2 protein-coding genes are annotated in these 8,165 nt (G+C 71.5%); both read right to left on the minus strand.

The features are described from left to right. Window positions 1-3,113: amino acid adenylation domain-containing protein (locus I71_RS05800; protein ID WP_148294157.1), on the minus strand; the 3,113-nt coding region annotated here is incomplete at its 3' end. Further along, window positions 3,110-8,155 carry a non-ribosomal peptide synthetase gene (locus I71_RS05805; protein WP_049975949.1) on the minus strand — a complete coding sequence of 1,682 codons (5,046 nt, stop codon included), beginning with the start codon at window positions 8,153-8,155 and terminating at the stop codon, window positions 3,110-3,112. The genes I71_RS05805 and I71_RS05800, both read right to left, overlap by 4 nt. Between the last annotated feature and the right edge of the window lie 10 nt (window positions 8,156-8,165).

Here is an 8,165-nt window from a genome sequence, read left to right on the forward strand (position 1 = left end):
AGCACCGCCAGGGCGCGCTCTGCCTCGCTGCGCGGTGCAACCTGTGCCGATGTGGAGGTAACCTCCGGCTCCGGCAGCGCCTTGCGGTCGAGCTTGCCGTTGGGCGTCAGCGGCAGGCGCTCCAGCACCACGATGTGGGCCGGGACCATGTAGTCCGGCAGGCCGCGACCGAGATGCTCCCGCAGCTGCCGCGGCAGCTCCGAATCCGCATCGGCCGCCACATAGCCGACCAGCCGCTTGCCGCCCGCCCCGTCCCTGGCGACCACCACCGCGTCGCGCACCGCCGGATGCCCGCGCAGGGCGGCCTCGATCTCGCCAAGCTCGATCCGCAAACCGCGGATCTTCACCTGATGGTCGATGCGACCGGCATACTCGATCACCCCGTCGCCGCGCCGCCGCGCCAGATCGCCCGTCCGGTACATCCGCCCGCCGTCCGTCGAGAAGGGATCGGCGACGAAACGCTCCGCCGTCAGGCCGGGACGGTTCAGGTAGCCCCGCGCCAACCCGGAGCCGCCGAGATAAAGCTCGCCGACCGCACCTGTCGGAAGCGGGTTCAACGAAGCGTCGAGCACCAGCGCCCGGCGGTCGCCGACGGGGTTGCCGATGGGAGCGGTGCCGCCCTGCCCATCTCCACCGGCCTTCCAGACCAGCGGCGTGATGACCGCCTCGGTCGGCCCATAGGCGTTGAAAACCTCGTCGACCCAACCGGCGAGGCGACCGGCCAGCGACAGATCCCAGGCTTCGCCGCCCAGGATGCAGGTGCGCAGGCGATGGCCGGGCTTGGCCACGGCAAGGGCCGCCGAAAGGGCTTCGGCATGGTGAGCGAGATAGGCCGGCGGCAGATCGGCAACGGTGACGCCATCGCGCAGAATCAGCGCCGCCAGCCGTTCCGGGGTGGACTCGGCCATGGCGCCCAGGACGATGCCCGCCCCCGCCAGCAGAGGCATCAGGATCTGCTCGCTCGCCGCATCGAAGCCGAAGGATGCGAAATGCAGTAGCCGGTCCCCGGCGGTGATCCCATAGACCTCGGCCGCCGCAAGACAATGGCGGGCAAGCGCCCCATGGGAAACCATGACGCCCTTGGGCGTCCCGGTCGAACCGGAGGTGTAGATCAGATAGGCCAGCCCCTCGTCCGCCGGCGCCGGATGATCGCCCACGCTCTCGGGACCATCACCGGCCAGCCCCTCGGCGTCCACTGTCAGACGGGCGACATCGGCCGGCATCGCGTCCTGCAGGCCGTCCTGCACCAGCATCAAAGCCATGCCGCAGTCGGCGATCATTCCGGCCAGACGGTCGCGGGGCAGCCGGGGGTCGAGCGGCACATACGCCCCGCCCGCCTTCAGAACGGCCAGCAGCCCGACCACCATGGCGACCGACGGCTCGACCGCCAGCCCGACCCGGACATCCGGCCCGACACCCAGCGCGCGAAGGCGACGGGCCAGCCGGTCCGACCGCGCCTTCAGGATTCCGAACGTCACCGGCCGCCCATCGGCGACGAGAGCCACGGCGTCGGGGGTCTCCGTCGCGCGGGCATCGATCAGCGTCGCAGGCGACCGCGCTGGAGCCGCAACCATCGCAACGCCGGGCACGGCGTCAACGGCTTCGTCGGCCGTCAGCCGGATGGATGCGACCGGAACGTCTCCACCGGCGGCGAAGGCGGCCAGGATGCGCCGGTAATCCTCCGCCATGGCGGCAATCCGCCACAGGGCAAAGCGGTCGGCGGAATAGCGCAGACCGCAGCGGACGCTTCCGCCGTCATCCTCCTCGACCTCCAGCGACAGGTCGAACAGGGCGACGCGGGAAACGGCGGCCAGCGGCCTGATCGTCAACCCGGCGATCCGGTCCAGCGCCGACAGCCGGCGATGCTGGTGGTTGAACATCACCTGGAACAGCGGGTTGCGGTCGAGCCGGCGTTCCGGCTTCAGCGCGTCGACCAGATGCTCGAAGGGCAGATCCTGGCTGGCCTGGGCATCGACCGCGCGGTCACGGACCTGCGCCAGCACCTGACGCAGCCGAAGCCCGCCATGCAGCTCGACCCGGATGACCTGGCTGTTCACGAACAGGCCGACCAGAGCTTCGGTCTCGGCGCGGTGACGCCCGGCGACCGGCACGCCCACCCGCAGGTCTCCCTGCCCGGTATGTCGGTGCAGCAGAAGCAGGAAGGCCGCCAGCAGGAGGTTGGCGATGGTCGCCCCGTCCCGGCCGGCCACGCCGCGCAATTGGGCGACCAGCCCATCGTCGAGACCGATCGGCAGGCCGGCCTCGCTGCGGTCACGACCCTGCCCGTCGCTTCCGTCACCTTCTCCATCCCAGGGAAGCGTCAGGTCCGCCTGCTCCGTGCCGAGCAAGGCACGCCAATGGTCGAGCTGCCGTGCCCCTTCGCCGCTGCGCAGCAGGCGGTCCTGCCACAGCGCGTGGTCGGCATACTGGATCGGCAGCGGGGGCAGGCCGGCCTCCAGCCCCTGGCAGCGGGCGGCATAGAGGGCGGCAAACTCCTCCACCAGCAGGTTCACCGACCAGCCATCGGCGGCGATGTGGTGGAGCGTCAGGAAAAGCACATGCTCCTCGTCGGCCAGCCGCACCAGCAGCAGGCGGAGCGGCGGCGCCGCCTCCAGATCGAACGGGGTCGCGGCCTCCGCTTCGGCCAGGGCGTCCAGCCGGCCGTCCCGCTCGGCCGCCGCCAGAGCCGACAGGTCGGTCCAGCGGATGTCGGGGGGAGCCGCCGGATGGATGCGCTGTTCCGCCTCGCCGTCGCGGGCCGGATAGCTTGTGCGCAGCACTTCATGCCGGGCCACGATGTCGGCGAAGGCATCGGCAAGCGCCCGCCGGTCGAGGCGGCCGGTCAGGCGCAGGCCGATCGGGATGTGATAGGCCCGGCTGCCGTTGTCGAGCTGCCAGAGCACCCACAGCCGCCGCTGGGCATGGGACAGCGGCAGCCGCTCCGGCCGGCGGCCGGGGAGGATCGGCAGCCGGGCGAAGGAAATCCCGGAATCGGCGAGACGGCGGAGGAACTCCTCCTGCCGGTCGGCAGGCAGGGCATCGAGGCGCCGGGCGATCTGGATCAGCATATCGGCCGGCCGTCCAGCCGGTTCCCGCTTGACGGTCATGGTCATTGCGCGGCCTCCGACGGGATGGCGTCAAGGTCGGCTTCGAGGTCGGCCAGCAGGGCGTCCATCCGCCCGATCTCATCGTCGTGGCTACCGTCAACCCGGTCGCGGTCGATCCGTGCGGCAAGGGCCGCCAGGGTGGGCGCCTCGAACAGGGCACGCAGGGGAAGATCGACCGTGAAGCGGTCGCGGATCTGTGCCGCCACCCGCGTCGCCAGCAATGAATGGCCGCCGAGCATGAAGAAATTGTCGGCGGCACCGACCCGCGCGACGCCGAGGACGGCACTCCAGATCTCCGCCAACACGCGCTCGGTCGCCGAAGCCGGCGCGACATGGTCCCCACCGGTATCGGGGGCGGGCTCCGGCAGCGCCTTGCGGTCGAGCTTGCCGTTGGGCGTCAGCGGCAGGCGCTCCAGGGCCACGATGTGGGCCGGGACCATGTAGTCCGGCAGGCCGCGACCGAGATGCTCCCGCAGCTGCCGCGGCAGCTCCGAATCCGCATCGGCCGCCACATAGCCGACCAGCCGCTTGCCGCCCGCCCCGTCCCTGGCGACCACCACCGCGTCGCGCACCGCCGGATGCCCGCGCAGGGCGGCCTCGATCTCGCCAAGCTCGATCCGCAAACCGCGGATCTTCACCTGATGGTCGATGCGACCGGCATACTCGATCACCCCGTCGCCGCGCCGCCGCGCCAGATCGCCCGTCCGGTACATCCGCCCGCCGTCCGTCGAGAAGGGATCGGCGACGAAACGCTCCGCCGTCAGACCCGCCCGCCGGTGATAGCCGCGCGCCAGCCCCGCACCGGCGATGTAAAGCTCGCCCACCGCCCCAGCCGGAAGCGGGTTCAGGCTGTCGTCCAGCACGTAAAGCCGCAGATTGTCGATCGCCACCCCGATCGGCACCCCGCCGCCCGCGCCGCCCTCCCCTGCTCCGCAAGTCCAATGGCTGACGTCGATGGCCGCCTCGGTCGGGCCATAGAGGTTGTAAAGGCCGACAGCCGGCAGACGGGCGAACAGCCGGTCCCGCAGCGCCGCCGGCAGAGCCTCGCCGCTGCACACCACCCGGCGCAGGCTGACGCACGCCTCCACCCCCGGCTCCTCCAGGAAGGCCTGCAGCATCGACGGTACGAAATGCAGCGTGTCGATGGACTGCTCGCGGATCAGCGCCACCAGCCGCGCCGCGTCGCGATGTTCACCGGGCGCCGCCACAACAAGATGCGCCCCCACCATCAGCGGCCAGAAAAACTCCCAGACCGAGACGTCGAAGCCGAAGGGCGTCTTCTGCAGAACCCGGTCGCCCGGAGCCAGCCGGTAGGCCTTCTGCATCCAGGCCAGCCGGTTCAGCAGGGCGCCATGGCTGTTGCCCGCCCCCTTGGGCGTCCCGGTCGAGCCGGAGGTGTAGATCAGATAGGCGAGATTGTCCGGACGCAGACCCGATGCCGGCGGGCTGTCCGGCTGAGCGCCGGTGTCCTTGGCGGTATCCTCGGCATCGAGCTGCAACAGGCTGACCGCTTCGGGCAACACCCCGTCCTTCAGCCGGGCGGCGAGGTGGCTCTGGGTGAGCAGCAGCGCGATGCCGCCATCCGTGGCCATCGCCTTGAGACGGGCCGGCGGCAGCTCGGGATCGAGCGGCAGATAGACGCCGCCGGCCTTCATCACCGCCAGCAGGCCGACGACCAGTTCCAGCGAACGCTCGGCGGCGACGCCAACCGTCACCTCCGGCCCGACGCCGAGCGCCTGAAGCCGGTGGGCCAGACGGTTCGCCTGCGCCTCAAGCGCGGCATAGCTCAGCGTCCGCTCGCCAAAACTCAGCGCCGGGCGCTCCCCTTGGCGTGCGGCCTGCTCCGCGATCAGGTCCGGAACCAGCGGACCGGACGGCGCGCAAGGGGTGGACTCCACCGCCGGCCAGTCGGCGGCGTCGAGGATCGGCAGATAGCCCAGCGTCACCGTGGGGGCCTCGGCCACCCCGCGCAGAATCCGCTCCAGATGGCTGCCGAGGCGCTCGGCCGTCGCCGCGTCGAACAGGTCGGTGGCGTAGATCAGGGTTGCGCACAGCGACCCGTCGGCCTGTTCCTCGCTGTGCAGCGACAGGTCGAACTGGGCGGCATGATGCGAGCGCGGATACTCGGCGATGTCGAGGCCGGGCAGGCGGCGCAGCGCGTCGGAACGCGGCCGGCTGTGGCTGGCCATCGCCTGGAACAGCGGGTTGCGGTCGAGGCTGCGCGCCGGTTGCAGGGCCTCCACCAGGGCGTCGAAGGGCAGATCCTGATTGGCCTGGGCGGCCAGAACCTCGTCGCGCACCCTGGCCAGGAAGCGCTCGAAGGGAACCCGCCCCTCGGGTTCGAGGCGCAGAACCTGGGTGTTGGCGAAGAAACCGATCAGGCCTTCCAACTCGACCCGGCCGCGGTTGGCGGTCGGCACGCCGATGCGCAGGTCGCTCTGGCCGCTGTGCCGGTGCAGCAGGGCGGCGAAGGCGGCGAGCAGGACCATGAACAGGCTGGCCCCCTGCTCCCGTCCGATGGCGGACAGTCCAGCGACCAGGGGGGCCTCCAGCCGGAATTTCACAGCACCGCCACGATGGCTCTGCATCGGCGGACGGGGCCGGTCGGCGGACAGATCGAGCGCCGGCTGCTCGCCGCCCAACCGTCCCCGCCAGTATGCGAGCTGCCGGCGGGCCTCGTCCCCCTCCATCCAGCGCTCCTGCCACGCGGCATAGTCGGCATACTGGAGCGGCAGGGGCGGCAGCGCCGCCGGCCGGCCGGCCGACAGCGCCGCATAGGCCTGGGCGACCTCATCCACCAGAATGTTCATCGACCAGCCATCGGAGACGATGTGGTGCATCGCCAGGGACAGCGCATGCTCCTCCCCGCCCGGCAGGCGGAACAGGCGCAGCCGCAGCAGTGGCCCCTGTTCCAGATCGAAGGGGCGGGCGGCCTCGGCGCGCAGCCGCTCGTCCAGCAGAGCGGCGTCCTCCAGCGCCTCGACCGTCCAGTCGAAAGCGGCATCCGCATCGATGAGCTGGCGGGGATCACCGCCACGGTCGACGAAGCGCGTGCGCAGGCTTTCATGGCGTGCCGACACCAGAGCGAAGGCCCGCCGCAGGCTGTCGCTGTCGAGCCGGCCGCGCAGTCGCAGCGCAGTGGAGATGGTATAGGCGGTGCTGGCGGGGTCGAGGCGCCACAGGAACCACAACCGGCGCTGTGTCGAGGACAGCGGAAGGCTGTCGCCGCGCGGCACCGTGGGAATCGGCGCCTCCGGAGCGGCCTGCGCAAGCGGGGGCGGCGCAGGGGTGGCTGCCTGGGAACGGGCATCCAGCAGGGCGGCGAGCGCACGGATGCTCTGCGCCTCGAACAGCTGTTTCGGGGTGAATTTCAGACCTTGCTTGCGGGCGCGGGCGATCAGTTGGAGGCTCAAAATGGAATCGCCGCCCATGGCGAAGAAGCTGGCGCCGACATCCACCGTCTCTCGCTTCAGAACCTCCGCCCAGATGGCCGCGAGGCGCTGCTCCGTCTCCGTCATCGCGGTTCGGGGGGCTTCCTCGGCAATGACGGGAACCGGCAGCGCCTTGCGATCCGGTTTGCCGTTGGCGGTCAACGGCAGGCGGCCGAGCATCACCCAATGAGCCGGAACCATGTGGTCCGGCAGCTGGGCGGCGGCGGCATCGCGCAGAGCCGCCACATCCGGCGATCCGGCGGACGGCACACAATAGGCGATCAGCTGACCGGCGGCCATGCCCTGCGCCGACGTGCCGGCGATCACCAGCACGTCGGCCAGCCCTGGCAGGCCCTTCAGCACGCGGGAGACCTCTCCCGGCTCGATGCGATGGCCGCGGATCTTGACCTGATCGTCCAGGCGGCCGACGAACTCCAGCAACCCATCCCGGCGCAGACGCACGCGGTCGCCGGTGCGGTAAAGCCGGTCGCCCGGCCGGCGCGGCTGCGGATCGGGGACGAAGCGGGCTGCCGTCAGCGCCGGCTGGCCGAGATAGCCATCGGCGAGGCTGTCGCCGCCGACATAGAGTTCGCCGACCGCACCGGCGGGCACCGGCTCCAGATCGGCGTCGAGCACGCGGGCGCGGACATTCGCCAGCGGCCGTCCCAGCGGAATCGGGCCCAGCGGAACCAAAGGTGGGGCGGTGGCCGGAACCTCGTGGGTGAGGACGCCGACCGTCGTCTCGGTCGGGCCGTAATGGTTGAGCACGCGCAGGCCCGGCCGCAATCCCCGCACCTGCTCCACCAGCCCGCCGTCGCAGGCCTCGCCGCCCAGCACCAGCAGATCGCGCGGCAGCACGTCGGCGGCGCGGCCGGCATGGAGCAGCCCGCGCAGATGGCTCGGCACGATCTTCAGAACCCCGGCGCCGCATTCGGCCATCCAGGCGGCGAAGCGGTCGGGGTCGCGGGCGGTGGCGTCGTCAGCCAGATGCAGGGCACCGCCATGGCAGAGCGCCCCGAACAGCACCGTATGCCCAAGGTCGGCAGTCACGGTCGAGACCATCGCCATCGACATGCCCTTCGGAACAGCGAGCCGCTCCAGCACGCCGCGCAGATAGCTGCCGAGCGCGCCATGGCTGACCAGGACCCCCTTAGGCTCGCCGGTCGAACCCGAGGTATAGATGACATAGGCCGGCAGCGCCGCGGCCGGAGCGGGGCCGTCGAACCGGTCGGGATGGGCGGCGATCTGCGGACCGTCGAGGTCGAGGCAGGACAGGCCGGTGGCAGCGGCAGCGGCTAAAGTCGGCCCGGTCGCGACGACGCACCGCGCGCCGCTCGACGAGGCGAGACGGCGGAGCCGCTCCGCCGGCTGGGAAGGATCGAGCGGCACATAGGCGGCCCCGGCCTTCATGACGCCGAGGAGCGCCGCAATGAGGCCGCAGGAGCGGTCGACGCACAGCGGCACCCTGTCGCCCGGACGCACGCCGGCTTCGCGCAGCGCGTTCGCCAGCCGGTTGGCAAGCCCGTCCAGCGCGCGGACTGTGAGCGCCCGCGCGCCGTCGCGCACGGCGACTGCCTCCGGCTCGGCGGCTACGCGGGCCTGCCACAGCTCCAGCACGCCGGGGGGC

This window comes from Azospirillum sp. B506, assembly GCF_000333595.1.
In the GTDB taxonomy this organism is placed as follows: domain Bacteria; phylum Pseudomonadota; class Alphaproteobacteria; order Azospirillales; family Azospirillaceae; genus Azospirillum.